General features: G+C 60.9%; 20 protein-coding genes. 13 read left to right on the top strand and 7 right to left on the bottom strand.

What is annotated here, in order from left to right; genetic code table 11:
- Positions 1-77: 77 nt before the first annotated feature.
- Genes JW799_RS02310 through JW799_RS02300 form a run of 3 tightly spaced genes read right to left on the bottom strand, consistent with a single transcriptional unit; the run spans position 78 to position 2,196 of the window.
- Complete coding sequence (locus JW799_RS02310) at positions 78-755, bottom strand: DUF4166 domain-containing protein (RefSeq protein WP_205428552.1); 678 nt, start codon at positions 753-755, stop codon at positions 78-80.
- The gene (locus JW799_RS02305; RefSeq protein WP_205428550.1) at positions 721-1,701 is read right to left on the bottom strand and encodes a DoxX-like family protein; all 981 of its coding nucleotides are present in this window, start codon (positions 1,699-1,701) and stop codon (positions 721-723) included. The genes JW799_RS02310 and JW799_RS02305 overlap by 35 nt, the downstream gene beginning before the upstream one ends.
- Positions 1,702-1,713: 12 nt before the next feature.
- On the bottom strand, positions 1,714-2,196 hold the full coding sequence (locus JW799_RS02300; RefSeq protein WP_240353128.1) for a thiol-disulfide oxidoreductase DCC family protein: 483 nt from the start codon (positions 2,194-2,196) through the stop codon (positions 1,714-1,716).
- Positions 2,197-2,813: 617 nt separating this feature from the next.
- Between JW799_RS02300 and JW799_RS02295 the strand changes: the two genes are divergently transcribed.
- From JW799_RS02295 to JW799_RS02250, 10 genes are all read left to right on the top strand, one after another.
- The gene (locus tag JW799_RS02295; protein WP_205428547.1) at positions 2,814-3,758 is read left to right on the top strand and encodes an ABC transporter ATP-binding protein; all 945 of its coding nucleotides are present in this window, start codon (positions 2,814-2,816) and stop codon (positions 3,756-3,758) included.
- A 2-nt stretch (positions 3,759-3,760) separates the two neighbouring features.
- Positions 3,761-4,495: an ABC transporter permease gene (locus tag JW799_RS02290; protein WP_080836234.1), complete on the top strand. Its 735-nt coding sequence runs from the start codon at positions 3,761-3,763 to the stop codon at positions 4,493-4,495.
- Complete coding sequence (locus tag JW799_RS02285) at positions 4,492-5,178, top strand: ABC transporter permease (protein WP_205428545.1); 687 nt, start codon at positions 4,492-4,494, stop codon at positions 5,176-5,178. Before JW799_RS02290 ends, JW799_RS02285 begins: the two co-directional genes overlap by 4 nt.
- Before the next feature lie 7 nt (positions 5,179-5,185).
- Entirely contained in the window at positions 5,186-6,355 is a 1,170-nt protein-coding gene (locus JW799_RS02280; RefSeq protein ID WP_080836237.1) for a sensor histidine kinase, read from the top strand.
- A gap of 421 nt (positions 6,356-6,776) precedes the next feature.
- Positions 6,777-7,385 carry a response regulator transcription factor gene (locus tag JW799_RS02275; protein WP_080836239.1) on the top strand — a complete coding sequence of 203 codons (609 nt, stop codon included), beginning with the start codon at positions 6,777-6,779 and terminating at the stop codon, positions 7,383-7,385.
- A gap of 407 nt (positions 7,386-7,792) precedes the next feature.
- A complete protein-coding gene (locus JW799_RS02270) occupies positions 7,793-8,734 on the top strand; it encodes an ABC transporter permease (protein ID WP_240353476.1) in 942 nt (313 codons plus the stop codon).
- 20 nt (positions 8,735-8,754) lie between these two features.
- Entirely contained in the window at positions 8,755-9,627 is an 873-nt protein-coding gene (locus JW799_RS02265) for a carbohydrate ABC transporter permease (RefSeq protein ID WP_080836245.1), read from the top strand.
- A 59-nt stretch (positions 9,628-9,686) separates the two neighbouring features.
- Positions 9,687-11,240, top strand: coding sequence for an extracellular solute-binding protein (locus tag JW799_RS02260; RefSeq protein ID WP_080836247.1), 1,554 nt, complete (start codon positions 9,687-9,689; stop codon positions 11,238-11,240).
- Between the two features lie 64 nt (positions 11,241-11,304).
- Entirely contained in the window at positions 11,305-13,593 is a 2,289-nt protein-coding gene (locus JW799_RS02255) for a helix-turn-helix domain-containing protein (protein ID WP_205428543.1), read from the top strand.
- A 26-nt stretch (positions 13,594-13,619) separates the two neighbouring features.
- Positions 13,620-16,850, top strand: coding sequence for a glycosyl hydrolase (locus tag JW799_RS02250; protein WP_139787220.1), 3,231 nt, complete (start codon positions 13,620-13,622; stop codon positions 16,848-16,850).
- A gap of 1,101 nt (positions 16,851-17,951) precedes the next feature.
- Here the strand turns inward: JW799_RS02250 and JW799_RS02245 are convergent.
- The 4 genes from JW799_RS02245 to JW799_RS02230 all read right to left on the bottom strand — a co-directional run bounded on the left by JW799_RS02245 (position 17,952) and on the right by JW799_RS02230 (position 22,541).
- Complete coding sequence (locus JW799_RS02245; protein WP_080836255.1) at positions 17,952-18,587, bottom strand: response regulator transcription factor; 636 nt, start codon at positions 18,585-18,587, stop codon at positions 17,952-17,954.
- A gap of 1 nt (position 18,588) precedes the next feature.
- Entirely contained in the window at positions 18,589-19,923 is a 1,335-nt protein-coding gene (locus JW799_RS02240) for a sensor histidine kinase (RefSeq protein WP_205428541.1), read from the bottom strand.
- Between the two features lie 118 nt (positions 19,924-20,041).
- A complete protein-coding gene (locus tag JW799_RS02235) occupies positions 20,042-21,811 on the bottom strand; it encodes a sensor histidine kinase (protein WP_205428539.1) in 1,770 nt (589 codons plus the stop codon).
- A complete protein-coding gene (locus JW799_RS02230) occupies positions 21,801-22,541 on the bottom strand; it encodes a response regulator transcription factor (protein WP_080836260.1) in 741 nt (246 codons plus the stop codon). Before JW799_RS02230 ends, JW799_RS02235 begins: the two co-directional genes overlap by 11 nt.
- Positions 22,542-22,736: 195 nt before the next feature.
- Here JW799_RS02230 and JW799_RS02225 point away from each other — a divergent pair, with 195 nt between their 5' ends.
- The 3 genes from JW799_RS02225 (at position 22,737) to alr (ending at position 26,426) form a co-directional block, all read left to right on the top strand.
- Positions 22,737-23,762 (top strand): peptidoglycan DD-metalloendopeptidase family protein, encoded by a 1,026-nt coding sequence (locus JW799_RS02225; protein ID WP_080836262.1) that lies wholly within the window; start codon positions 22,737-22,739, stop codon positions 23,760-23,762.
- Between the two features lie 133 nt (positions 23,763-23,895).
- Positions 23,896-25,068: an outer membrane lipoprotein-sorting protein gene (locus JW799_RS02220; RefSeq protein WP_080836264.1), complete on the top strand. Its 1,173-nt coding sequence runs from the start codon at positions 23,896-23,898 to the stop codon at positions 25,066-25,068.
- A gap of 179 nt (positions 25,069-25,247) precedes the next feature.
- Entirely contained in the window at positions 25,248-26,426 is a 1,179-nt protein-coding gene (alr, locus tag JW799_RS02215) for an alanine racemase (RefSeq protein ID WP_080836266.1), read from the top strand.
- The last annotated feature ends 46 nt before the right edge of the window (positions 26,427-26,472 follow it).

Genomic DNA, 26,472 nt, shown 5'->3' with positions numbered 1-26,472 from the left:
TCCCTTGATTTTACCATTCCTTGCGCGGCATAGAAAATGCTCCGTTCGCAAAGCAGCGCGCGCTGCAACCCTCCGGGTCACTCCCGGATCTCCTCCCGCATCGGCAGCACGTCCGCCGGAATGCCGCCCGGCCCCACCTCGCGAAGCTGCGCCTGAAAACGGCCGTAGTAGCGAAACACGGTCCCGATCAGCGGATTGACGACCTGAACCGATATTTTAAACGTTTCCTGGCGGTCGTCGTACCATTCGCAAACGTCGGCAACGCCGGTAAACGGCGCGGGAAAACGAAAGGCGAGCCGCCCTTCGTAAAACCGCTGGTCGCCCGAGCGGATGCGGATGCCGCCGTTTTCGGCCACGGATACATCGAGGTCGACCGCCAAATGCTGCTTCGTCCCCAGATAATCGACGATTTTGCCGCGCTTGCGGCTGTAAATCATCGTGGCGTCGAACCGGCGCACGGCATCAGGGAACCGGAAGGAGCGGCACCAGGTGACCGATTCCCGGCCGAAGCCGTCTTTATAAGCGTAGTTGTCGATGGAAAAAGGTACGCGCACCCCGCCCTGCGGAAACAGGATGCGGCGGTACGTTCCGATATGAAGCGGCAGCGCGGCCATTTTGGAATACCAGATCCGGTCCATGACCCCGAAGCCGACCGAAGCGACGCCATCCTCGCTGCCGAAGCCGAAGCGCTCCCGGATGCGGGGGTGAAGCCGATCGAAATCAGTTCCCAATGCTTGCCGATAAATGGATGTCATCGCGCGTTCCTCCGTTCGAGGGGGTGTTGGACAAGGCTGGGGCCTCGGGCTTTCGCTTGCAGCGTCCGGCGTCCGGCAAGTCCCGAAGCGTAAGGGCGGCGAGCGAGCCGAGCCCGAGCATGGATAGGGTGAGGGGGACGGGGCCGAACGGAGCCGCCGCCGTTTCGGGCGCCGTCGCGAGGGCGACGGCGCAAAGAATGGCGAGCGCCGCGCCATGAAGCGCGTACAGCCAGCGGCGGCGGTGCAGGACCGCGATCAGCAGCGCGGCGCACATCTCGGCGGCGCCGAGAACGTAGGCGGCTTCCGTTTCGAAGCCGGCGAACAAGCCGGCCGTCCGCAGCAGCTCCGCCTCTCCGGTTTCGGCGAACAGCAGCTTGGGCACGAGGCCTTGATACAGCCAGAGCAGCGAAAGCGCGGCGACGCATCCGTAATGAACGAGAGCCTGGCGAATGAGGGACGCGGGCGAAATCCCGCGCTCCAGCCAAAGGCGAAGCAGGTCGAAGCTCCACGCCGTCGCGAAGCCGAACAGCGGGCGGAACAGCAGCTTGTCGAACAGGCGTCCGGCCGCGCCGAACCGCGTCTCGTAATCGAACCGGGTGGAAAAGACGACGCCCTCGATCGCAGGCTTGTAGCGCCAGTAGCCGCCGCCGCTCCGGATGAGCGAAATGGTTTGCTCCGAGCCGAACCGCAGCGTCGACAGCCGTCCGCCGTCCGGCAAATCCGTCCGCGCTTTCGTTTCTCCCGTTCCCTCGATGTCGAGGCCGAATCCGATCCGCGTCCGATATCGAAACCGCTGCGGGGAACCGTCGTTCGGCCGGGGCAAATACGTTATCGAGGAAAAGCGCAAATCCCAACGCTCGTGCAGCTCCGGGGTCTGGGTATGCCGCCACAGCGCGTCCATGTCGGCGCGGATGGGCAGCTCCACGTAAATGGGTTCTTTTTTCATCACGCTTCTCCTTTACTCTTCGTCTTCGAGAAACCGGCTCTTCAGCCGTTCGTCAGGCACCAAGCACGCCTCGCTTCTTCCGAACCAGCGGTACCGGTTTCGCGCCACCCAATCGTAAACCGCGTTGCGCAAGCCGGAGGGGACGATTCGCAAACCGTACAGCAGCGGCCACGGCCAGGGCAGCCCGCGGAATACCCGAAGCGCGGCGTCCGCCTTCGTATAATGCCGTCCGCGTTCGATCAGGACGAACGTATCGAGGCGGTCGGCGGCCATGCCGCGTTCGGCCAGCCATCGCTTTCCGAGCCGGGACTGGAGCGAGGCGAACCGGAAGCGGGCGCGCGGATCGTGCCTGGCGACGAAGCGGGTTATGCCCTGGCACAGGATGCAGTGCCCGTCCACGAGCAGGATGGCGGGCTCGCCGTTCCGGGGCGTTCGGAGCTCCCGGCGTGATGCGGGGCGCTCGGGGCGCCCGCCGTCGTCATGATGCATGTCCATGCCGGGTTCCCCCTTTGCAACTTTTTCAGAATAAAAGAACCGGTTAGACGCATGCGGCTGAAGCCGGTTGGGTAAATAGGACTCACCTGAACCAGACAGACGCATGCGGCTGAAGCCGGTTGGGTAAATAGGACTCATCTGAATCGGCTAGACGCATGCGGCCGGAGTCAGTTGGGTAAATAGGACTCATCCGGACGGGCTAGACGCATGTGGCCGCACACAGTTGGGTAACGATTACTCATCTGAACCGATTAGACGCATGCAGCAGCACTCAGTCGGGTAAATAGGACTCATTTCGCATGCCGCGCGCACGCTTCGACCTTCCGCCCGAATTCTCCACCCTTCACCATCCCCGGGAGTTCTGTTTTTCCAAGGACGCCGTCAGGCTTTTTTTATGGAACCCGCGCGGCGCCATGCATGTTTGATGGTTTTATTTTAGACCGTTGCCGACTTTGCGTGCAGTTCCAACTTGCATAGATCGAAAGAAAACGAGGGTTCTACGGAATGTAGTACCCCGGGGCGGCGTTTTTCCGCCGCAATCGTTACATTTGTAACTATAAACTTTTCCGTCCTTCCCGTCATAATGAAAGAAGACAATCGTCGAACGGAGGGATCGGATGCAAGTCGCGAAGCTGCGCAATATCGTCAAACGGTACGGAAACGCTCTGGCGCTCGATCATGTCGATCTGGATATTCACGAAGGCGAAATTCTCGGACTGCTCGGCCCGAACGGCGCAGGCAAAACGACGCTGATTCACGCCCTGGCGGGTCTGGTCGGCATCGATTCCGGAAGCATCGAAGTTTTCGGCAAAAACCAGCGCCGCCACCTTCTCGACATCAAGCGGGACATCGGCCTGGTCGCGCAGGATATCGCCATTTTTGAAGATATGGTTCCTGCGGAAAATCTTGCTTTTTTCGGCGGCATCTACGGGTTAAAGGGGAACGCGCTGAAGACGCGGATAGCGGAAACGCTGGCGTTCGTCGGGCTGCCGGAGCACGCCAAAAAGACGCCGGCCAAGTTTTCGGGCGGCATGAAGCGGCGCCTGAATATCGCCTGCGCGCTTGTCCACCGCCCGAAGCTGCTCATCATGGACGAGCCGACCGTCGGCATCGATCCGCAGTCCCGCAATCATATTCTCGAATCCGTCCGGGAGCTTCGGCGCAGGGGGACGACGATATTGTATACGACGCATTACATGGAAGAGGTCGAGGCGCTCGCCTCCCGCGTCGTCATTCTGGATCAAGGCCACGTCATCGCCCAGGGCACGGTCGACGACCTCGTCCGCCATATCCAGCACGAAGAAAAAATGACGCTGGAAGTGGCGGAGCCCGGCGAGCCGCTGCTCGCCAAGCTGCGGGCGATCCACGGCGTCAAGACGGTCGCGCGGGACGGCTCCAGGCTGCTGATCGTTTCCCGGGCGGGAACGGATACGCTCGACCGGGTACTGGCGATCGCGAGGGAGGCCGGCGGGGTTCGCTCGGTTAACGCGGAAAAGCCGAACCTGGAGGACGTGTTTCTGACGCTGACCGGCAAGCAGCTGCGCGACGGCGGGAGGGAATAGCGATGTTTTGGCATCTTTTCCGGTACTCGCTGCTGCGGCTTTCGCGCTCCTATTTGGCGATGGCGCTGCTCGTTCTTACCCCGCTTGGCCTCATTTCCGTCATCGGACTCGTCAGCGGACAAATCGGCGCAAGCGGGGAAGGCCGCACGGGGATGGACTGGATCGCGGCCAGCTTCGTGATCGGTTTCCAGACGATCGGAGGCTCGTATACGCTGCATTATTTTCATGAAGACTTGTTCCGTCCGTTTAAATGGCGGATGCGTTCGCTCCCGCTGCGCATCGACGCGTACGGCTATTCGCTGCTTCTGGCCAGCACGCTGTTCAGCGCGTTTCAGGGGCTCGTTCTTATCCTGTTTACCGACTGGGTTTACGGCGCGAACTGGGGCCCTTTGCCCTGGGTCATGCTCGTCGTTCTGACGGTTTCGTTTCTGTCGCAACTGGTATGCCTCCTTCTTGTGTTGACGGTCCGCCGTTTCAAAACGGCCGAACGGCTGTCCGAGGTCTACGGCCTCGGTTCGATGCTGCTTGCGGGCATCATGTTTCCTTTGCCGAATACGCCGTTTTTCGATTTTCTGTCTACGTACGGCAACCCGATCTCGCTCGGGATGAACGCGATTTTCGCGATGGCTCACGAGACGGATAAAGCCCCGGCTTACGTCTTTCTGGGACTGCTGCTGGCCGCGACGGCGATATGCGCCGGGGCTGCCGCGCTGCTGGGGAGAAAGAGGCTGATATGACCATCTTCGTTTTCGCGCTCAAGCGAAGCTTGCGGAATGTTTACAACCTCGGCCTGCTGCTGGTCGCCCCGCTGCTCGTCATGTTTTGGCCGCCGAACGAGGGGTCGCCGCTGCCCGTCGGCTACCGGTACTTCGGCATCGTTCAGCTGTTCGCCGCGGCCAAACTGGTGCATATCATCCTCGAAGACCGGATGAGCCGGGTCGTCGTGCGCATCGGAGCCGCGCCGGTCACCCATTTCCGGTATTTGCTGCAAAATCTGCTGGCCTATGCGCTGCTGCTGATCGCGCAGGCCGCCGTTGCCGTCGCCGGCGGAATTCTCGCGCACGGGGAGGCGTTTCCCGCTCCGTTCGCGCTGTTTTTGCTATTTGCCTGCTTTGCGATGACGGCGATCGGCTTTTCGCTCGCGTGGTGCTCTCTGTTCCGCAACAAGGAAGCGTCGCTCAGCGTCATGAGCGGTGTCATTATGCTACTATGTATGGTAGGCGGATTATTTTGGCCCGTGGAAATCATGCCGCCGTTCATGCGGCGCGCGGCGATGATTTTGCCCACGTACTGGCTGGCCGAAGGCATGACGCTGGCTTCGTTCGAAGCGTCTTGTACGAAGCTGATCGTCCCGGTCGGCATGCTGCTGATGTTTACCCTGCTGTTCGTGTTGACCGGCAGCAAAAGGAGGATGGCCTGACACGACCATGACGAACGGACCCGGCGGGTTTGGCGCGGCGTCCGGATCGGACGCCTGGACGCCCGGAACCGGCATCGCGCTCTGGCGTTTCGCGGGATTGCTCCTGCTCGCCGCGCTTTGGCTGTCCGGCCGAAGCGGCGTCGCGGGAGTCGTCCTGCTGCTGTTTCTTGCGATCATGGCGGCGGCCCGCTGGCGGTTGGCGCTGCCCGGATGGACGGTGCTGCTCGACCAGGCGGCTTGTCTCGCTTGCACCGCGGCCTGGCCCGAGGCGTGGTACGCCCTGGCGCTGCCGGCGTTCGAAGCGGCGCTCGCCGGCAGGCTGTGGCTGGCGCTTCCGGCCGCAAGCGTTCTGCTGCTGTCCGATCGGCCCGCCCTGATCTCGCTTGCCGTGCTCGCGCAGGGGGCGTTGGGCGGCTGGGCGATGCGGGCGTGGTCGGTGCAATTGACCGCCAGCCGGCGGGAAGCCGACCGCGCGCGACGCGATCGTTACGAGCTGGAGCATCTGAAAACCGAGCTGCTGCAGGCGAACGTCGATGCGGCGCGGCTTGCGGCGCTGACCGAGCGCGGCCGGATTGCCGCCGAGCTGCACGACCACGCGGGGCACGAGCTGACCGCGGCTGCGCTGGCGCTTCAGGCGTTCGACCAGCTGCGGAAGGAGGGCGATCCGCGGGCGGACGACCTGTTCGGTCAAGCCGAGCGAAGGCTGGCGAGCGGCACGGCATATATGCGCGAGACGGTGCGCGCCATGATTCCGGCGACGCCGGTCGGCGCGGATCTTCTCGAAGAGGTATGCCGCGACTTTGCCGCCTGTCCGATCCGGTTTCACCGCTTCGGAGATACGGCGCGCATTCCCGCCTACCAGTGGACGATACTGGAGGCGTGCCTGAAAGAGGCGCTGACCAACGTTGCGCGCCATGCCGATGCCGACAGGGTCGACGTATCGTTGGACGTCGGTCCGCATATCGTGCGGCTTGACGTGCACGATGACGGCGCCGCGGGCCCGATCGGGCGGAGCGAAGGCGAAGCCGCGAACGAAGGCGGCGGCATCGGCCTGCGAAATTTGCGTCGGCGGGCGCGCGCCGTCGGCGGCAGCCTTTCCGTCGACAGGAGCGAGGGCTTCAAGCTGGTGTGCGTGCTGCCGCTGGAGCCGGAGGAAACGGAGCGCGAAGGCCTGTAAGCCGCTTCGACGTCAAGGACGCCGCAGCATGTGCGGCAATGGCGGCTCTGGCGATTAGGCAAGACGGTTAATAAAGAGCGAACGTCTCCGGCCAGCCGGCGAGGGGCTTCAAGCTTGCGACGGGGAGCTTTTGCCGGCGGAATCGTCTTTTCGTTATCTGACCGGCGAATCATCGGAACCTGCAAATCTGCATCCTTTTAAGCCGAAACGGCCGACAGAGGGTGAAATTCATACGAATGTGCAGGTTTTGCCGGAGCGAAGGTTCTGTTTTGAGCCCGTTCGTTCAGAAAAACTGCACTATTGTATTTCTGCTTCCGCAAGCATCGCGGTTTGCAGGAAAAGCCTGCGTAATTGCAGGTTTCATCCGGGAGGGTGCTCGGCCAAATCCGGCCAAGCAAGGAGCGAGAAAGGAGATGCGGCGATGAAAATCGTCATCGTGGACGACGATCCGCTCGTCTGCCAAAGCCTGGAGCTGCTGCTCGGGCGCGAGCGGGACATCGAGGTGGCCGGCACGGCAAGCGACGGCGCCGCCGCGATCGCGCTTTGCGCGAAGACGCAGCCTGACGTCGCGCTGATGGATATCCGCATGCCCGGCGCCGACGGCATCCAGGCGACGCGCCAGATCAAAGCGCAATGGCCGCGAATCCGGATCATGATGCTGACGACGTTCCAGGACGAACAAAGCATTCGTCTCGCGCTGCTGGCCGGAGCCGAAGGCTATTTGATCAAGTCGGGCAAGGCAAGCGGCATGGCCCAGCAGCTGCGGCTGCTCATGTCCGGCACGTCGGTGCTGGACGGCGATGCGCTCAAACGGCTCGTGCAGCCGGACCGGGAACGGACGGAGGAGCTGACGCCGCGCGAGAAAGAGATCGCGGAGCTCGTCGCGCACGGCTGCTCCAACCGCGAAATCGCCGCCCAGCTTTTGATCGGCGAAGGAACCGTTCGCAATACGCTGTCCGTCGTTCTCGACAAGCTGCAGCTGCGCGACCGCACGCAGCTGGCCATTTATTATTGGCGGAAACCGACATAGCCGTCCCCCCTTTGCCTTCACTCCCCCTTTATCTCCTTGCATAATCCGCTTTGCGCCGGTCGGCCCGTTTTCGCTCTCTTCGGCGAGACGAAACCGGGCTTCGCATCCAAGCCGATTCCCGCCCTCGTCTTCCATTCGAATCTCGGGCCGAATGCGATCGTACGGTTGCCGCGCGAATTCCGCCACTCCCCTCTTCCGCCGGGCTGCGGCAAGGGCCGTCCCGACCGGGGCGGCCCTTGCTGCGCCTGCTTTTTCAGAATAAGTCAAATCCCGCAACAAAGTGCAAACCGGAATTTGCGACGGGCAATAAAGTCCAATTGCAGGAAAAACACGCGAGTCTTACGATAAGGGGCATCAACAGATCAGTCGATGGAGAGGTCGTGATGCGCTTGGAAAAACCGGTTTCGATGCAAGGGGTGCGGCCGGCGGCGTCGAAAGCCGCTTCCCCCGGCTTATGGCGGAGCATCGTCAAAGACAAATATTTATATATGCTCGCCTTGCCGGGGCTTTTGTATTTCCTGATTTTTAAATATTTGCCGATGTGGGGCATCCTGATCGCGTTCCAGGACTACTCTCCGTTCCTTGGAATGGGAAAGAGCGAGTGGGTCGGCCTGGAGCACTTTCAGCGATTTTTCTCGAACCCCGATTTTTTCATGCTATTTCGCAATACGATGGGCATCAGCCTGATGAACCTGTTTCTCTTCTTCCCGCTGCCGATCGTGCTGTCGCTCCTGCTCAACGAGGTGCGCAGCGAGCTTTACAAACGGACGGTGCAATCGATCATTTATTTGCCGCACTTTCTCTCGTGGGTCATCATCGCCAGTCTCAGCTTCATGCTGCTCTCTCGGGCGGACGGCGTCATCAATCAGCTGCTGGCGGCATTCGGCTTCGAACGGGTGGACTTCCTGACCAATCCCGACGGATTCTGGCTCCTGTTGACGATCCAATCTATCTGGAAGGAAGCGGGCTGGGGCACGATCGTCTTTCTTGCCGCGATGGCGGGGGTCAATCCGCAGCTGTACGAAGCGGCTCGCATGGACGGCGCCAATCGCCTGCGCCAGATGTGGCACATTACGCTGCCGGCGATCCGGAACGTGATCGTCATCCTGCTGATCCTGCGTCTGGGAGACATCATGGAGGTCGGCTTCGAGCAAGTGTTCCTTATGTATAACGGAGCGGTGTCCGAAGTCGGCGAGGTGTTCGATACGTATGTCTATCGCGTCGGCGTTCAGCAGGGAGAATTCAGTTACAGCACCGCCGTGGGCCTCTTCAAATCGCTCGTCGGCCTTGCGCTCGTCCTGCTCGCCAACTCGCTCGCGAAGCGCTTCGGCGAAGAAGGCGTCTATTGAAGAAAAGGAGGGTCATTCCCATGCCGTCGAAAAGGCTTGGGGATCGCGGGTTTCAAATGGCAAATGCCGCCGTGCTCGGGCTTCTGTCGATCGTGACCGCGTTCCCCCTGTATTACGTGTTCGTCGTTTCCTTCACGGATCCGATCGAATATCTTCAGAAACCTCTTGTCCTGTTTCCGGAGCGGTGGTCGCTCGCATCGTACAGCTACCTGCTGTCGACGCCCGCCTTCCCGAAAGCGCTCGGCGTCAGCGCCTTCCTGGCGACGGTCGGCACGGCATGCAGCCTGATTGTCACGTCTGCGCTCGCCTTCACGCTGTCCCGGCGGCGGATGAGAGGACGTCGTTTAATCCAGCTGTGCATCTTGTTCACGATTCTGTTCGGCCCCGGCATCATCCCGAACTACTTGCTGATTAAAGAGCTGTCGCTCATCAACAGCATCTGGTCGGTCATCCTGGTCTCGCTTACGAGCGGATGGTACGTCATTCTGATGCGGGGCTTCTACGACGGCATACCGGAGGAGCTCGACGAGGCCGCCGCGATCGACGGCTGCAACGACATCGCTTCGTTTTTCCGGATCATTTTGCCGCTCTCGCTGCCGGCGCTGGCGGCTTTCGGGTTGTTTTTCGCCGTGTCCTTCTGGAACCAGTATTTTAACGCCCTGTTGTATCTGAACGACTCCGATAAATGGCCGATTCAGGTGCTGCTGCAGAACATGCTGATCGATGCGTCAAGCAGCAGCCTCGGAGAAGTGGATCCGCTCATGAAGCCTCCGCCAAGCGAAACGTTGAAGATGGCCGCCGTCGTCATCGCCATCGCCCCGATCGTCGCGGTCTATCCGTTCTTGCAGAAGCATTTCGCGAAAGGCGCCATGGTCGGTTCGATCAAGGGATGATAAGGGTTTCTCTATGAAACCGTATCATATATTATGAAATGGACAAGGGAGGATCTTCGATGATTCGTCTATGGAAAAACAGGAAGAAGCCGGCGGCATGGCTGCTTGCCGGACTGATGGCCATGTCCGCCGCGCTGTCGGCGTGCGGCAACGGAGGCGGAGCCGGCGAAACGCAAGGAGGGGCGTCATCCGGGCCGTCGTCGCAGGCGGCAACGCCCGAGAGCATTCGAATCATGAGCCAGTTTTTCGGCGCGGCGCCGCCTGCCGCCGACAATCCGGTCGAGCTCAAGATCGAAGAGGCCACCAACACGAAATTGGACATCGAGTGGGTATCCGCAAATAACTATAAAGACAAGTTTAACGTCACGCTTGCCTCGGGCGATATTCCGGATTTGATTCTCGTTGCGAATCCGTCCGATCCGGTTTTCCGGAAAGCGGCGGAGCAAGGGGCTTTCTGGGATGTGGCGCCCTACATCGATCAGTACCCGAATTTGAAGGACAAAATCGCTCCGATCGCGTGGGAGATGACTTCGATCAAGGGCGCCAACTACGGCGTACCGCGCCCGCGGCCTGTCGAAGGAGAGGCGTTCTACATCATCCGCAAGGATTGGCTTGAGAACGTAGGGCTGCCGGAGCCGACGACGCCGGAACAATTGTACGAGGTTATGAAGGCGTTCACAACGCAGGATCCCGACGGCAACGGCCAAAACGACACGATCGGACTCGCCGGGCAAGCGGATCCGGACGGCATGGGCTTGTTGGCCGAGGTAGAGCGCATGTTCAATCGGGCATACGGCGAGTGGAAGCTTCAAGAAGACGGAACGCTGGTGAATTTGACGGTGACCCCGGAAACGCGCGAATCGCTTGTCTATTTGACGAATGCGTATCGCGAAGGGTTGATCCCGCTTGACTTCGCGTCGCTGAAGCTCTCGCAGGTCAAGGATATGTTCAAGGCGGGGAAAGCCGGCATTCTGGTCGAGAAGGCGGGCGCGATGCAGGAATATTACGAAGCCTTGAAAGCGACCGTGCCGGATTTGGCATTTACCGATCTGTATCCGCTTACGAATGTAAACGAATACAATCCGAAAGGCTCGGGTTACTCCGGTTTGAACGCGATTCCGAAAACGGTATCCGAGGACAAGATGAAGAGAATTCTGGCCATGCTCGACAGCTGGAGCGCGGACGGCGTCTTCAAGCTTCATCAGCAAGGCATCGAAGGCATCCACCATACGTTGCAGAACGGAGAAGCGGTGCTGAACGCCGAGAAGATCACCGCCGACGCGATCGGAGAATACAGCCAAATCGTATACGTCGCAGACCCTTATGCGAGCTCGGTGAAGGTGACGTTCCCCGACGAAGCGAAGGAGCTCTACAAGAAAATCCAGGACGAGCGGGAAAAGACGAGCGTCGAAAACGTCGGGGCCCCCTTGGTTTCGGAAACGGGTCAGTCGTATTTGCCGGAATTCCGCAAAACGGTGCAGGATTTGAAGACGAAGGTCATTCTCGGCCAGAAGACGATCGAAGACTGGGATGCTTTCGTCGCTTCGCTCGCATCGAACGAAACCTTCAAGAAGATGACGGAAGAAATAAACGAAGCCTATAAAAACAAGTAACGAACGGCACGCCCTCCCTTCGAACGCGACGAGGAGGGCGTTGGCCCGGGGGGACGGTCTGCCCATGCTCCGAGGACACTATCGCAAAAGCCTGCTCACGTTTCTTATTTTCGCCAGCCTGCCCGGCCTGATCGTGGGCGGGGTGCTGTATATCGTGAGCAAAAACCAAATCGAAACCGAGCTGCAGCAGGTGCATGACGAGCAGTTCGTCCAAACCGTGGAGACGATGGACGAACAGTTTTCGTATTTGGAACAGTCCATGGCGCATTGGGCGTTCGACCCTCAGTTTACCGAAAACCTGAAAAACCTCGATTTTGCGAATAACTACCAGGAAATTCACGAGATTTACCGGACGCTGCTCGTAATGGAAGGATCGAACCCGCTGATCGGCCGGGTCGAGTTGTATTTGCGGGAGCCCGCATCGGTCGTATTTACGCCGGATCGGTACGATCGTCTGACGCCGGAGCGAAGCGAGCCGTATCAAGCGCTCCTGTCCGCGGAGAAGTCGTTGTATTGGTCGGGCGGCAACGGGACGGTCATGCTGGTTCATAAGATCCACAGTCTAGGCGGGGCCGATCCCTTCGGCGCGCTCGTTTTGTATCTGGAAAAAGAAAAGGTTCTGCAGCTCGTCCAAACGCTTACGCCGTACAACCAGGGAACGTCCTTTCTGTATGACGCCTCCAAGGGCCAGTGGCTGTACACGATTTCGGAGGGAAACGCGCCGTCGAAGCTTGATGCCGTCATCATGGAAGAGATTTTACGAACCGAAAAAAGCGCCGAGACATTTTTGTTGGACTGGGAATCGAATCGGTACTCCGTCACGCACGGCAGCTTTGCGCGCATGGGCGTCGAATGGCATTACGCGTCGGCCGCGCCGCTTACGAGCATTACCGCGCCGGTCATTTTCCTTTCGAAAATGATTTTGTACACGAGCGGCGGCTTGCTGCTTTTGGCGGCCGTCGGCTCGTGGTTCGTCTCGCGGCGGCTGTACTCGCCGATCGACAGGCTGATGAAGCTGGCGGGCGTCGTCAAGTCCGAGGCCGGGGCGGAGCGGGCAGCGAGGAACGAGTTCGAGCTCATTGAAACCCACTGGAACCATCTGTCCCGCGAAAGCCAAATCCTGCAGCGGCGACTGGACGAACAGCTGCCGCAGCTGCGGGAAGGTTTTCTTATGCAGCTGCTTCACGGCTATATGTACGCGTATACGGACGATGAACTGATCAACCGGATCGAATCGTTCGGCGGCGAGGCTCGGGACCGTCGGTTCTGCATCGTGCTTATCCAGCTGCTCGGCTTCTCGAAGCTTGAGGGCCGATTCTCCGACGGCGATGAGGGACTCGTGACGTTCGCCGCCGCCAATATGGTGGAGGAGATCGTCGCCACGTTCCCGATCCGGGCGGACGTCGTCAACTTTCAAGACCTGTCGCTGGGGCTGCTGGTGGCGATTCCGAGCCGCATGTCGAGGGAGCAGTTCGAGGAAGCGGTCTACCGGGCGAGCGAGGAATTGCTCGCGTCGATCGAGCGGTACTTGAAGCTGCAGGCCGTCATCTGCATCGGCCGCACGACGGCCTCGATAAAGTCGGTGCCGGTTCTGTTCGAGGAGGCGAAGCTGGCGGCCGGCTTCCGTCACGCGGGGGAAGGGAATCTGATCATCGACATCGAGAAGATGGACGACGCCGGGCGCGACCATGCGCCGGATTACCCCTTCGATCTTGAGCGGCAGACGCTGCACGCCGTGCGAGTCGGCAACGCCGACGAGGCGGTTGCCGGCGTGCGCGCGTTTGTGCAGGCGTTCGCGGAGGCGGGGGTCAAGGAGGGGGCGTTGAAGCAGGGCATGCTGCATCTTCTCGGGAGCCTGCTGCGCGTCGTGCTGCAATCGGGCCTCAACGCCCAGCAAGTATACGAAGGCGCGAATCTGTACGAGCAGCTGCTGCACGTTCGCGAATCCGACGCGCTGCCCGATTGGTTCGACCGCAAGGTGATTCGCCCGTTCATTCGCGAGCTGTCGCAAAAGCAGAATGCGCAAATGCGGCAAACGATCGAGAAGGCGGCGGAGCTGCTGCGCGAATCGTACCGTTCGGATATTTCGCTCGATTCGTGCGCCGATCGATTGAAAATCAGCCCGTTTATTTTGAGCAAGATGTTTAAAGAAATCGTCGGCGTCAATTTCATCGATTACTTGACCGATATCCGGCTCGAAAAGGCGCGCGAGCTGCTGCGGGATACGGACCTAAAAATAAGCGAGGTGGCCGAAAGCGTCGGCTATCAGCACAGTTATTTCAACCGGCTGTTCAAAAAGAAGGAAGGCGTCACGCCGACCCATTATCGGGAAATAAGCCGAACCGGCGGCTGACGCCTTCGCCGAAAGGCGGTAGGATGATGAGAACAAGATCGGATGGCAAAGCCGCGGCGACGCGAGCGTTTGAAATGGAGGCGTTCCGGTCGCCGGCTTCGGCTTACGGCATTCATCCGTTCTGGTTTTGGAACGGAGCGATGGAAGACGGCGAGATCGTTCGTCAGATCGAAGAGATGGCGTCCGGCCGGCTCGGAGGGTTCTTCATTTGCCCGCGGCAAGGCTTGCAAATCCCGTATTTATCGGATCTATGGTTCGCCAAGGTTCGGCTGGCGGTCGCGACGGCGGCCCGGTACGGGCTGGAGGTATGGCTGTATGACGAGTACCCGTACCCAAGCGGGATCGCGGGTGGAGAAGTGACGCTTGCGCATCCGGAGGCGAAGCAATATACGCTTCAGCATCGCACGGTGCCGGTTCCCGGCGGCGGCACGTGCGACGCGATGCTGCCATGGGCGCGGCTGCTTTCCGCGCGGGCGGTGCCGATCGACGCGGCGACGGGGCGGCGGGATTGGCCGCGGGCCGTGGACGTTTCCCGCCATGTCGGCAATCATCAGGCGGAGCCGGTGTTTCAGAAAGCCGGGCTGACCGCGTACAATCGAAAACGGTTTTTTACGTACGACACGGTCAAGCGGTTGGCATGGACGGCCCCGAAGGGAGCGGAGTCCTGGGAAGTCCATTGCTTCCTCGAGGAGGAAGTTAAGGATTTCAAGTATTACGGCACGTTCGTCGATCCTTGCAACGAAGAGGCGATGGCCGCCTTCATCGCGTTGACGCACGACCGGTACGCGGAAGAATTGGGCGAATTTTTCGGCTCGACGATTCAGGGCATGTTCACCGACGAGATCGGCCTGCTCGGACCGATGCCGTGGTCTCCGAGGCTGCCGGATGCGTTCCTTGCGCGAAACGGGTATGACCTTCTGGAGCATATTCATGCGCTCTACGATTCGGCGGCCGAGGGCGCTGCGCGGGTACGCTACGATTATTATCAAACCGTGCACGAGCTGCTGCGAAGCTCGTACCATAAGCAGGTTTGCGATTGGTGCGAGAAGCACGGCTTGCGTTACGCCGCCGAGGTGCCTTCGGTGCGCATGACGACGCAACGATTCAGCCATGTGCCGGGCGGAGACAGCGGCCACGAGAAGCTGGGGCGCTCGCTCGACTGGATTTTGGGCCACGGGCGCTGCGCGTACAGTCTGCGCTACAACCCGAAGATGATCAGTTCGCTCGCGAACCAGCTGTCCCGCGAGCGGGTGCTGATCGAATGCTTCCACAGCGTCGGCTGGTCGATGACGCTGCAGGACGCGCGGTGGATGATCGACCGATTGGCCGCGCTCGGAACGAACTTTTTCAATTTTCATGCCTTTTTTTATTCGATCGACGGACTCGCGAAGCACGACGCGCCGCCTTCCCAGTTTTATCAAAATCCGTATTGGTCGCATTTTGCGAAGCTGGGGGACTACGTGAGACGGATTTCTTACGTCATGAGCCGCGGGCGGCCGGACCGCCCGATCGCCGTCGTCGATCCGACCACGACCTTTTGGACGCATCTCGGCAATCCGTTTCACGAGTTTCAATACGGCGGAAACGACGAAGCGGAACGAGCCGAGCTCGAGCGGCTGAAAGAGGCATGGGCCGGCGTCTGCAAAACGCTGACGATCGCCCAGCGGGACTTCGACCATCTGGACCCGGAGCTGCTCGGGGAGGCCTCGATTGAAGAAGGGACTCTGCGTCTCGGGGACGCGAGATACGAAGCGGTCGTGCTGCCCCCGATGACGAATTTGGAGGAGCCGGCTTGGCGGAAGCTGGTCGCGTTTCGCGAGGCGGGCGGACTCGTCATCGCGGTCGGCGAGCTGCCGACCGAATCGTTGCGGCCCGGCGACGCCGTGCCTGCCGGGATGCGGGCGGCGCTGACGCCGGTTTCGCCGTCTTCGTTGGTGCCTTTGCTGGAGAAGCGGCTGCCGTCTGCCGTTCGCGCGGATTCGGAGAGAAAGACGCTTCTGCTGCATCGCCGTTTGTTGAAGGACGGCGCTTCGCTCATCTTTCTGACGCATCAGGAAGACGGATGGATCGCGCCTGTTTTGCGCGTGGCAGGCGAGCCGGGCGCCCGGGGGATGCGGTTCGAGCTGCTCGATCCCGAGACAGGCGAGTCGTCCCCGCTCGCCGCGGAGCGAAGGCCCGACGGGTCGTGGGACGTGCGGCTGGAATTGGCGCCGTATGCATCGGCCCTGGTGCACGCGACCCCGGTGCATGCGGCTCCGGTACATGTGGCCCCGGTGCATGAGGACCCCGTGCATGCGGCTCCGGCCGCGGGCGCAAGTTCGGCTGAGGCTTCGCCGCCGTGGCCGTGGCGGATCGAAAGCGCCGGACCGTGGCGCGTCTCCGCGGACCGAGCCAACGCCGTGCGGTTCGACAAGTTCGTCTTGTCGGTCGAGGGAGCGGAGGGCTTTGTCCGCGCGGGTCTCGTCGAGGCAAAGACGTTTATCGACCAATGCGAGGACATCGCTTCCGAAGAGGCGTTCGCTTTGCCGCTGCGGTTCCGCCAACTGTTCGGCACGCCGATGCGGCTGGGCATCGCCTATCCGGTCCGCTGCAGATACGAGGCAACGTTCGACGTCGAACGGCTGCCGGAAGCCTGCTTCGCGCTCCGGGACGCGGGCGCGATTTCCGGGGCGCATACGCTTTGGGTGAACGATACGCCGTTCGCTCCGGATCAATTCGCGCCTCGGTTCGTGTACGATCATGCCAACAGGGTCCGCGATGTTCGGAACGCGTTGCGGCTCGGGCGGAATACGATCGCCGTGGATGTCACGGTCGAACGGGACTGGGACGGGGTCGCGGACGCGATCTACCTGTTCGGCGACTTTGGCGTTCGCGGCGGAGAGCAGGGCGTCGCGTTGACGGTACTTCCGGAAGCGGCAGAGCTGCGGGGCGGCGTTACGGACGGGTTTCCGTTTTTCGCGGGCAGCCTGATTTTCGAGCGGACGGCGGCGATCGACAGCCTGCCGGTCGCCGCCGATCGCTTCGAGTTGCGGTTCGAAGACTGGGACGAAGCCATCCACGACGTCGTCGAAATACGGGTGAACGGCGTCTCGCTCGGCGTTCGTCCATGGACGCCGTACGTCTGGTTCGGACCGGTCGAGCTTCTTCGAACGGGCGACAACAAGGTCGAGGTGATCGTGACGAATACGCTGATCGGCCTGTTGGAAGGAAGGACGTTCGACGATCGGACGCATACGCTTCAGCCTGCGTTGCGCTAACGCGGGGAGCGGGGATCGCTTTCTGGAGGCGATCCCCGCGCTTTTTCAACTGGGGTATTTCTAACCATGCATGGAGTTTGGCAGGTTGGGGATGCCGCTTGCCGTTCAAACGATAAGCATGCGTCCGACAGTGCCGTCCTTCGGAAGACGCGCTTTCATTTCCGCAAATGGTGTACCCGAAAATTTCGCCTTCATGCCGCCGACCGCGAGCCAAACTCCGAATGTGCCCGAAAATTTCGCCTTCATGCCGCCGACCGCGAGCCAAACTCCGAATGTGCCCGAAAATTTCGCCTTTATGCCGCCGACCGCGAGCCAAACTCCGAATGTGCCCGAAAATTTCGCCTTCATACCGCCGACCGCGAGCCAAACTCCGAATGTACCCGAAAATTTCGCCTTCATGCCGCCGACCGCAGCCAAACTCCGAATGTGCCCGAAAATTTCGCCTTCATACCGCCGACCGCGAGCCAAACTCCGAATGTGCCCGAAAATTTCGCCTTCATGCCGCCGACCGCGAGCCAAACTCCGAATGTGCCCGAAAATTCACTTTTATCCCGCCAGCCGCACGCCTTCATAGCCGTATCCAACAGCCAAACGTGTCCGCCGTCCAAGGATGTCGAAACCCGTTCCTACCCCGTTCAAAGGAATGTTCAAATTCAGCCACCGGGAAGGCCGGGTCGACCCTCGCGGATCCGGTTGAGTAGCGGATTCTCTCTTAACCGGAACCGCAAGACGCACGTGGGCCGAGTCAGTTGGGTAAATATTACCCATCTGAACCGGCTAGACGCACGTGGGCCGAGTCAATTGGATAAATATTACCCATCCGAACCGGCTAGACGCACGTGGGCCGAGTCAGTTGGGTAAATATTACCCATCTGAACCGGCTAGACGCACGTGGGCCGAGTCAATTGGATAAATATTACCCATCCGAACCGGCTAGACGCACGTGGGCCGAGTCAGTTGGGTAAATATTACCCATCTGAACCGGCTAGACGCACGTGGGCCGAGTCAATTGGATAAATATTACCCATCTGAACCGGCTAGACGCACGTGGGCCGAGTCAGTTGGGTAAATATTACTCATCTGAACCGGCTAGGGTGACGCTTATTTCCTGTCTTCTTCGCAAAGCCCTTTGCGCCGCACTTTCTCGACCGCCTGCTTGCTCGTTTTCGCGCCGAGCTTTTTCAATATTTTGTTGACCTGGTTTTTCAGCGTGCTTTCGGCCTTGTACAGTTTTTGCTCGATTTGGGGCTGCGTGTAGCCTTCTTCGATCAGCTCGAACACTTCCCGCTCGGCGGGCGTCAACGCCTTGAGCTGCTCCTCCCGCTTGAGCCGGGCGAATTCCTTCAGCAGCGCGTCCATCGCGGCCGGATGGCGGCAGGCGGTGCGGATGGCGTGCGGGATATCCTTGAACCGGCTTTTTTCCACGTAATCGACCGCTCCCGCCGTAAAAGCCTGCGTGATGACGCGCTCGTCCGACAGCGAGGTGAGCATGATGATTTTGGCCGGCCGGATGTCGTGGATTTCCATGGCGGCGTAAATGCCGTCGAGCCCGCCTTCCCCGAGCTGAATGTCCATAAGCACGACGTCGAACTCCAGCGTCCGGGCCATCCGCACGGCCTCTTCTTTCCGCATGGCCGCCCCGACGACGAGAATGTCTTCTTCATGGTTGAGATAGCTCGTCAGCGCCTTGATCCATTCGGGATCGTCCTCGACCAGAAGCACTTTGATATGTTCCATGTCAAAGATCTCCTCCGTTTAAGGAATTCAGCACGGCCGAAGCGGGAAAATGCATCGTGACGCGGGTCCCTTCGTTGACCCGGCTGGACAATTCGACCGACCCTTTGCTATCGCGCATCACGTTGTACGCGTAAGACAGCCCGAGACCGAAATTGCCATCCCTGCTTTTGGAGCTGTAAAACGGTTCGAACACCCTGCCAAGAAGGTCTTTGGGAATGCCGATTCCGTTGTCCTCGACGGACAGCGATACGCCGTTGCGGTTTTGCGCGAGCCCGATGACGATCGTTCCTCCGCCGGGGAGCGCCTCGATCGCGTTGGAAAGCACGTTCTCCAGCGCTTCCGCGACATGGAGGGGATCGCACAGCAGCGTCGGCCGAACCGAGAAGTCGCAAACGAGATCGATTCGATTCCGGTCCGCCCGCTCCCGGTTGCGCGCCGCCGCCGCTTCCGCCAAAAGATCGAGCCGGCACGGCTCCGGACGCAGCTCGATCCGCTTCGTCCGGCCGTGAACGCGCTCCGCCATCGCGAGCAGGTGAGCCGATGCGCTCTCGATCAGCGCCAAATGCTCTCTTGCCGCTTCGTCCGCGCCGGACAGGGAGCGCTTTGCGTTTTCCGCGCCGATGGCGATTTTGCCGATTTCGTTTTTGATCGAATGGGCGAGCAGATGCGTGCCGGAGCTGGCCGCCTGCATCGCGCTTTCCATCGGGTCCCGTTCCACGCGCAGCTTGATGCCCAGCACGCCGTACACGAACAGGCTTAATGCGGCCACCGCGAAGGAGTAGACGAAAAACAGCGAGACGTACCGAAAAAAATCGAAATCCGGCGCGATCAGCTTGGCCGCGTAAATCAAAAATAGAACGGCCAGCAGGCTGGGCACCATGATAAGCGTCGTCATGAGGCGGTTGCGCCGCTTGACGCGGTTATTTTCTTTCAAAAGCGCGGCGACGAGCAGGAAGCAGGCGCCGGCGTAACAGGGCGCGGCCCAAGCGAGCAGCCAGCCGTAATCGATGCCCTGGCCGAAAGCGAGCGTCGTCCCCAGCATCGACGCGGGCGGAATGAGCAGCAGCCATTTCCATAGCCGAATCCGGGCGGGGCTTGCCGCCGGCAGCGAATAGACGAGAGCGAAGACGGCGACCGCGTACGGCGTCAGAACGAGGTTGGCGTATTGCACCGCCCGCGCGGCCTGCGTCCAGCCGGCGTCCCGCAAAACATCGGTCAACCCTCCGATCGCCGCGAGCGCGAGAAACGCCGCCGCCCACCGGTTGACTTCGCCGCGCGGGTTGCCCGCCAGCAGCACGATCGCCGCGCCCGTCAGCGCGAAAAAATAAAGGAGCATGCAACCATCCCATTCGAAAGCCTTTAAAACCAATCTACCATACTCGGGCGGCGAGGGCGACCGATAGCGCCGGACGACAGCTTTCGATTCGTCTCGGTTTTAAATCGGATGACCGTTTTTATCCGGCGCGGTTCTCCGGGAGCGAACGATCCCAGCGCAAGACGATGGCCGTCCCCCGGCCGGGTGCCGTGTCGACTTCGATCGTCCCGCCGAGGCCTTCGACCAGCGCCTTGGTCACCGCCATGCCGAGGCCGGTGCCTTCCGCGCGGCTTTCGGTATCGGTCCCGCGGTAATATCGCTCGAACAGCCGCTCGGCCGTCCGCTCGTCCATGCCGTCCCCGTCGTCCGCGAACCGGATCGACAGCCCGCCGTCCGGCTCCGCCCGGACCGAGACGGTCAGCATCGTTCCTTCCCGGTTATGCAGCAGGGCGTTCGCGACGAGATTGTCCACGATTCGCTGGAACCACGGCCTGTAAATGTCGAGCCATGCGGCCCGGCTGTCCGGCGCGAAGCGAACGCCGTTCTCCGGATATTGCGGATGGCTGGACGCATCCCGCACGGCTTCGGCCAGGTAGTCGTTCATATCGACGGTCTCCAGGGACGGAGGCCGGCCGCCGTGCCGCAAATGATACGTGAGCGTCAGATCGTTGATCAGCTCGTCCAGGTGGGACGATTTGTCCAGAATCACCTTGGCGAACGACCGCACCTCCTCGGCCGTCCACTCGTAAGCGTCGGCGTTCAGCATATGCGCATAGCCTTTGATCGAAGAGAGCGGCGTTTTCAAATCGTGGGAAACGCCGGCGATCCATTCGTCCTTCAGCCGTTCGTTCTCCGCCCGCAGCCGCTCGTTGCGGCGGAGCGTCTCGGACAGGGAGTCCAGCGAACGGACGACGTCTCCGAACACGCGGTAGCCGCCTTTCGTCCGGCCTCTGCGGTTGCGGCTGCGCGACGGGCCGGAGCGGCCCGCGGGCTCGGCGTACTTGCCCTCGTCCAGCGCGCGGATCCAGTTCAGCATATGGACGATCGGAGCGCCGAACCGGTGGCCGAACCCATAGGCGACGAGCGCGAAGATGGCCATCGCCGCGGCGAACACGCCGCCGACCGCGGCGACGATCACGCCGGCCTCCGGCGGGAAAAGGGGCCCCTCGCCGGGCGCAAAGCCGGACAGCGGCTCGCTCAGCACCCAGGTACGTCCGGTCGCCTCCTCGTAAAACGAAGTCAGCTTCGCCCCGTAACGGTCGGCATATACCGAGCGGAGCGCCAGCTCCTGCAACGAGTAGCGGCCGAGCGCGCCGGGCGGCTTGTTGCTCGAGGCCAGCTCCGCGCCCGACGAATCGAGCACCTGCAGCCAGGCGCCCGACCGCCGCAGCCGGTTCGCCAGTTCCTCCGGCAGCGCGATCGATCCTTCGCCGATTTCGCCCCGTTCCGCGAACTGCTCCAGCAGCCGATCGTCCTCGTTCGAGAGCCCGTAAACGAGCGTGTGGGTGACGCCGTCCTTTTCCTGAATCCATAAATACAATGGATACGGAAACTCCGTCTTGCCCATCCAGTACGCGACGAGCTCTCCCGGACCGTAGGCGTCCGGCACGTCGGGCGGGGTGAAATAGGCGTCCGTCACCCGGCCGTTTTCGTCGATGCGCTGCAGCCAGCCGCCGCTGTCGCGGATAATGGACAGCAGCTCGGGATCGAAGGTCAGATCGCCTCCCTCGTTCCGCAGCGTCTGCACGAGCCGGTAAAGTCCGGCATTCTCGAAATCTCTCGCCGTTTCGATCCGCATCAGCTGCTGGTAGCTCCAGTATACGGCGCCTCCCGCGAGCGCGAGCAGCGCGATGCCGGCCAGCGTCAGCCAGACGATCAGGCGGAACGCTAGCCGCCATTTAACGTTCATCTCCCGCCTCCTGTTTGATCAGCTTGTAGCCGAGGCCGCGGACGTTGATCAAATATTTCGGACGGGACGGGTCGGGCTCGATCCGCTCCCGGATCCGGTGAATATGCACCATGACCGTGTTGTCGTCGTTGACGCTGTTTTCGCCCCATACCCGCTCGTACAGCTCGCTTTTCGTAAATACCCGGTTCGGGTGCTTGCACAAAAACAGCAGCAGCTGGAACACGAGCGTCGGGCACGACACGATCCCGCCTTTCACGCGAAGCTCGGCGGCGGCCTCGTCGACCTGGAACCTGCCGAAATCGTATACGGGACCGCTCGGCGAGGGGAGGGACGCGGAATTCGCGGCTGGCGCGGCCGGCATTCCGGAGCGGCGAAGCAGCGACTTGATGCGGGCGACCACTTCCAGCGGATTGAACGGCTTGGTGACGTAATCGTCGCCGCCGACGGCAAATCCGGTCAGCTTGTCCAGGTCCGTCGTCCGCGCGCTCAAGAACAAAATCGGAGCGTTCGTGATCCGGCGGATCAGGGGGGCGGCTTCGACGCCGCTCATTCCCGGAAGCATGACGTCGAGCACGATCGCGCGATACTCCCTCCGCGTGCAGCATTCGATCGCCTGCTCGGCCGACGCGGCTTTATCGATGTTCGCGAATCCTTCCTTGCGCAGCACGGTCTCCAGCAGCGTCACGATCGACTGTTCGTCGTCGACAAGGAGAATTAAAGCCTCGTTCACGTTTGGAAAGCTCCTTTTTCATCCGATGTTCCCTCTATTGTACCATTGCCGCCTTTCCGGATAAGCGAAGCGAATCTTAACGGAACCTTAATTTTCGGGAAGCGAATTAAGCCAAATATAAGGCTCGGTTTGTTTTTCCGCAATATTCGTTCGTTAAGATGAAAGAGACCAAACGAAGGAAAGGCGTGGAGAGAGATGAGAGTGCAAGGTTTGGCATTGGTGCTGGCGATGGTCGTCTTGACGGGGTGCGGCGGCGGAGGAGGAGAGGAACCGGCGGGAACCAAGGCCGAAGGAACGCAGGAGGCAAGCGCTTCCCCGGAACAGGCCTCCCCCTCGTCCGGGACGGAGGCGCCCCCCGCGACGCGCTACGAAGCCGAACAAATCGGACAAGCGCTGCTGGACGGGGACTACGCGAACGTTTACGGGCAATTTACCGAGGACTTTCAAAAGGAGATTTCGCTTTCCGACTTCAGCGAGACGGTGCAGGGGTTCAGCGAGGGACTTGGCGAATGGGAGCCGCAGTCCGTCCTGAAGCTTAACGGCAGCCAATACGCGGCCTGGAAAGAGAGGGACGGCGACAGGGGGCTTACCGTCATTATGGACGGGGAAGGCCGCATTTCGGGTTTAAGGCTCCTCGACGCCAAAACCTTCCCGGAAACCGACAAGGCGGAAACGAAGCTCGAATACGGGTTGCCGGTCAAAGAGGACTGGTTCGTGTTTTGGGGCGGCGACAACGTCCTGCTGAATTACCACTACGAGTTCGAAAGCCAGCGCTACGCGTACGATCTCATCCGGGTCAAGGACGGGTTTTCGTACGAAGGCGATCCGGCGCGCAACGAAAGCTATTACGCGTTCGGACGGGAAATCGTCGCGCCCCGGGACGGCACGGTCGTTCAAGTCGTGAACGATATCGCGGACAACGAGCCGGTCGGGACCGTGAACGAAGACCAGCCCGCCGGCAATATGGTCGTCATCGATCACGGAAACGGGGAATACAGCTATTTGGCGCATTTGAAAAAAGGATCCGCGACGGTGAAGGTCGGCGATGCCGTGACCAAAGGAGAAACGATCGGCCTCGGCGGCAATTCCGGCAATTCGACCGAGCCGCATTTGCATTTTCAACTATCGGACGGCCCGGACCTGTTTGCCGGCAAAGCGCTGCGGGTTCGCTGGGAGGACGGCCTCCGTCCCGTCCAGGGCGAGACGGTCCGGCCTTCGTAACGATTCGGCGGGATCCGCGGTTCCCGGCTGCAAGCTCGTCTTTCGAACAAGCCGGAACTCGTCTGCATATTAGGTCAAGTCCCCTCATAAGAATGAACCATGGATTAACCAACTGTGCAGAGGGGTGGATTGCATGCGTCGTCGGATCCCGTTGATCGTCGTCGTTGCTCTGTTGGCCGGATTGCTGGCCGCTTGCGGGAGCAAAAACGCGGACACGGTCGTAAAGGATTTGGACAAGGTCATCGGAAAAATGGAAAGCTACGAAGGAAGCGGCACCATGATTTTGCATACCGGCCAGCAGCCGCAGGAGTACAAGGTCGAAGTTTGGTACCAGAAGCCGTCCTACTATCGCATCGCGCTGACCAACGCCAAAAAGGACATTACCCAAATCGTGCTCCGCAACGACGATGGCGTATTCGTGCTGACGCCGAGCCTGAACAAAAGCTACCGGTTCCAGAGCGACTGGCCGGAAAATCAAGGCCAGGTCTACTTGTACCAGACGCTCGTTCAGAGCATCGTTCTCGACAATTCGCGGCAGTTCGCGTCCGACAAAGACGCCTACGTGTTCGACGTCATGGCGAGCAACTATAACAACGGCTCGTTCGCGCGGCAAAAAATTTGGCTGTCCAAATCCGATTACGCCCCGCGCCATGTGGAAGTGACGGATACGAACGCCAATTTGATGGTCGAAGTGAAGTTCGACAGCTTCACGTTCGGCAAAAAATTCGAAAGCTCCGCATTCGATATGCAGCAAAATATGGCGGCGCCGAACGCCGGTCAGCCTGGCGGCGAAACGGGAGCGCAAGAAGACGGCGACGCCGTAAACGGGGCTGACGACGGCCAAGGCGCGGAAGGCGAACCGTCGGCGGAGCCGGGCACGGCGCCCGACGAGCCGACCGGCGGGGCGATCGAGGGCGGCGAAGAGACGGCCGGGGAGCCGGGAGCGGGCCTTCCCGAGGAGGCTCCGGTGACGGTCGAGCCGGATCCGGACTATTTGCCCGAGGGCGTGGAGCAGAAGGACGTCTTCGAGGTCGATCTCGCGGACGGAAGCATCGGCGTCGTGCTCCGCTATACCGGAACTTACGATTTTACCATCATGGAGACGGTAGCGAAAGAGACGGCCGCGACGACGAGCGAAGGCATCGCGCTCGATATGGGCTTTACGATGGGGCATCTGACGACGGGCGACACGAAGACGCTGACATGGACATACGACGGAATGGATTACCGGCTGACGACGGCGGATCTTCCGGAAGAAAACATGGTCCAAATCGCGCAATCGATGGTCGATTCGTCGGGAAAATAAGGAAAACGAAGAGCCGGCATAACGCGTCCGGCTCTTCGCGTATCCGCCGGCCCTCCGGGATCGGCACCAGGTAAACGTTGGAAGCCGTTCATTCGTTGACAGTACTGCGGTCTCCCGGTAACATTACTTTATTAGGTTTAAAGCTGGCTTTGACAGAATAAAGTAGGTGACGGGCTTTCGTGGATACTTTTTTTCGGCCGACGGCGGCGGAAATTTCTTTGGATGCGTTGGAGCATAACGTGAAGGCGTTCCGAAGCCGGCTGCCGTCCCGCACAAGGCTGCTCGCCTCGGTGAAGGCGAATGCCTACGGACACGGAGCGGTCGAGACGGCCAGGGGAGCCCTGGCGGCGGGCGCGGATTATCTCGGCGTCGCCTTTCTGGACGAAGCGCTGCAGCTCCGAAGGGCGGGAATAACGGCCCCGGTGCTGGTGCTCGGGTATACGCCGCCGGAAGGACTCGCGCTTGCGAGGGAACAAGGAATTACGGTTACATTGTATCGGGACGACAGCTTATCCGCGATCGAGAAGCTGCCGGCGCAAGGCCCCAAGCTGAAGGCGCACGTGAAGATCGACTCCGGCATGGGGCGTCTCGGCGTGCTTCCGGGACGGGCGGCCGAGCGTTTCCTGGAGCGGGCGTGCGCGCTTCCGCAGCTGGAAGTCGAGGGCATGTTCACCCACTTCGCGAAGGCGGACGAGAGCGACAAATCCCATTCGCTCATGCAAGCCGAACGGTTCGCGACCGTCGTCGATTACGTCCGGCGCAGCGGGCTGCCGCTGAGCATCATTCACGCGGGCAACACCGCCGCCGGCATCGATTTGCCGGATCATATCGGAGGCATGCTGCGGCTCGGAATCGGCATGTACGGCTTGTATCCGAGCGCGGAGGTCCGGCAGGAGCGGGTTCGGCTGGAACCGGTCATGACGCTCAAAACGCAGCTCGTGCACGTGAAGACCGTTTCCGCCGGCGAAGGCATCAGCTACGGGGCCCGCTACGTGACGACCGGCACGGAAACGATCGGAACGCTGCCGATCGGGTATGCGGACGGCTACAGCCGGATGCTGTCGGGCAAAGCCGAGGCGCTGCTTCGCGGAAGAAGGGTGCCGGTGCTCGGCACGATCTGCATGGATCAGTGCATGATCCGGCTGGACGACGCCGCGCGGGACGGATCGGCCGGGTTCGAGCCGGGAGAAGAGGTCGTGCTCATCGGGCGGCAGGGCGGCGAGACGATCACGGCCGAAGAAGTCGCCTCTCTGCTCGGCACGATCAACTATGAAATCACTTGCATGATCGCCGCCCGCGTTCCCCGCGTCTACGTGCGCGGCGGAAGGATCGCGGAAGTCGTCAACCCGCTGGCGTAGCCCGGGAGCAAAATATTCGTTTTATGCTCCTCGCCGGCAGGAAAAG

Origin of the sequence: Cohnella algarum, assembly GCF_016937515.1 — a bacterium.
GTDB lineage: Bacteria > Bacillota > Bacilli > Paenibacillales > Paenibacillaceae > Cohnella > Cohnella algarum.
This window is presented reverse-complemented; position numbering and strand designations above follow the sequence as displayed.

Bases quoted from the DNA above. Each gene is read 5' to 3' on its own strand.
- JW799_RS02310 (WP_205428552.1), bottom strand. From the start codon at position 755: ATGACATCCATTTATCGGCAAGCATTGGGAACTGATTTCGATCGGCTT.
- JW799_RS02305 (WP_205428550.1), bottom strand. From the start codon at position 1,701: ATGAAAAAAGAACCCATTTACGTGGAGCTGCCCATCCGCGCCGACATG.
- JW799_RS02300 (WP_240353128.1), bottom strand. From the start codon at position 2,196: ATGGACATGCATCATGACGACGGCGGGCGCCCCGAGCGCCCCGCATCA.
- JW799_RS02295 (WP_205428547.1), top strand. From the start codon at position 2,814: ATGCAAGTCGCGAAGCTGCGCAATATCGTCAAACGGTACGGAAACGCT.
- JW799_RS02290 (WP_080836234.1), top strand. From the start codon at position 3,761: ATGTTTTGGCATCTTTTCCGGTACTCGCTGCTGCGGCTTTCGCGCTCC.
- JW799_RS02285 (WP_205428545.1), top strand. From the start codon at position 4,492: ATGACCATCTTCGTTTTCGCGCTCAAGCGAAGCTTGCGGAATGTTTAC.
- JW799_RS02280 (WP_080836237.1), top strand. From the start codon at position 5,186: ATGACGAACGGACCCGGCGGGTTTGGCGCGGCGTCCGGATCGGACGCC.
- JW799_RS02275 (WP_080836239.1), top strand. From the start codon at position 6,777: ATGAAAATCGTCATCGTGGACGACGATCCGCTCGTCTGCCAAAGCCTG.
- JW799_RS02270 (WP_240353476.1), top strand. From the start codon at position 7,793: ATGCAAGGGGTGCGGCCGGCGGCGTCGAAAGCCGCTTCCCCCGGCTTA.
- JW799_RS02265 (WP_080836245.1), top strand. From the start codon at position 8,755: ATGCCGTCGAAAAGGCTTGGGGATCGCGGGTTTCAAATGGCAAATGCC.
- JW799_RS02260 (WP_080836247.1), top strand. From the start codon at position 9,687: ATGATTCGTCTATGGAAAAACAGGAAGAAGCCGGCGGCATGGCTGCTT.
- JW799_RS02255 (WP_205428543.1), top strand. From the start codon at position 11,305: ATGCTCCGAGGACACTATCGCAAAAGCCTGCTCACGTTTCTTATTTTC.
- JW799_RS02250 (WP_139787220.1), top strand. From the start codon at position 13,620: ATGAGAACAAGATCGGATGGCAAAGCCGCGGCGACGCGAGCGTTTGAA.
- JW799_RS02245 (WP_080836255.1), bottom strand. From the start codon at position 18,587: ATGGAACATATCAAAGTGCTTCTGGTCGAGGACGATCCCGAATGGATC.
- JW799_RS02240 (WP_205428541.1), bottom strand. From the start codon at position 19,923: ATGCTCCTTTATTTTTTCGCGCTGACGGGCGCGGCGATCGTGCTGCTG.
- JW799_RS02235 (WP_205428539.1), bottom strand. From the start codon at position 21,811: ATGAACGTTAAATGGCGGCTAGCGTTCCGCCTGATCGTCTGGCTGACG.
- JW799_RS02225 (WP_080836262.1), top strand. From the start codon at position 22,737: ATGAGAGTGCAAGGTTTGGCATTGGTGCTGGCGATGGTCGTCTTGACG.
- JW799_RS02220 (WP_080836264.1), top strand. From the start codon at position 23,896: ATGCGTCGTCGGATCCCGTTGATCGTCGTCGTTGCTCTGTTGGCCGGA.